The organism is Lactobacillus sp. A27 (assembly GCF_016742815.1).
GTDB lineage: Bacteria > Bacillota > Bacilli > Lactobacillales > Lactobacillaceae > Lactobacillus > Lactobacillus gallinarum.
The window spans coordinates 1-453 of record NZ_JAEHNT010000131.1 but is presented as its reverse complement, the minus strand read 5'-3'; the positions used below and the strand labels follow the sequence as shown (position 1 = coordinate 453).

The 453-nt window shown below is 34.2% G+C and carries 1 protein-coding gene; it reads right to left on the bottom strand.

The window, feature by feature from the left end; genetic code table 11:
- Positions 1–29: 29 nt before the first annotated feature.
- Positions 30–386, bottom strand: coding sequence for a hypothetical protein (locus JEM49_RS10325; protein WP_201874948.1), 357 nt, complete (start codon positions 384–386; stop codon positions 30–32).
- Positions 387–453 lie beyond the last annotated feature (67 nt).

Below are 453 nucleotides of genomic sequence, written 5' to 3'. Positions count from 1 at the left end.
AATTATTTATTTGTTTTGATCTAAAAGAATTAGTCCTTTACAACGTCCTTAATGTTCAACCATTGGCTCTTGTTAATCTTAACAATCTTCTTGCCATTAGTCTTCTTAACTGCTTTAGCAGTGAAGGTTGAACCCATTGAAATTTTCTTAGCAGTCTTCTTACCGTTAGCGTTTAAAACGTTAACTTTTTGATTCTTGGTGTCTTTTACAACAACGAAAATCTTGTCACCCTTTTTGATTGAAGGGTTAGTAGGAGCAACTTCTGAAATACCTAACTTTGGAGCAGTGAAGCTAGCAGCTTCACTAACTGAAGCACCGACACCCATCATACTAATTGAAGCAACTACAACTGAAACAACTTTAACAATTTTCTTTGAGTCTAACATAATGAATACCTCTATTTTCTAAATCACTTTAACTTGTTGGAACTTTTCGTTCCCTCATTCCTTACAT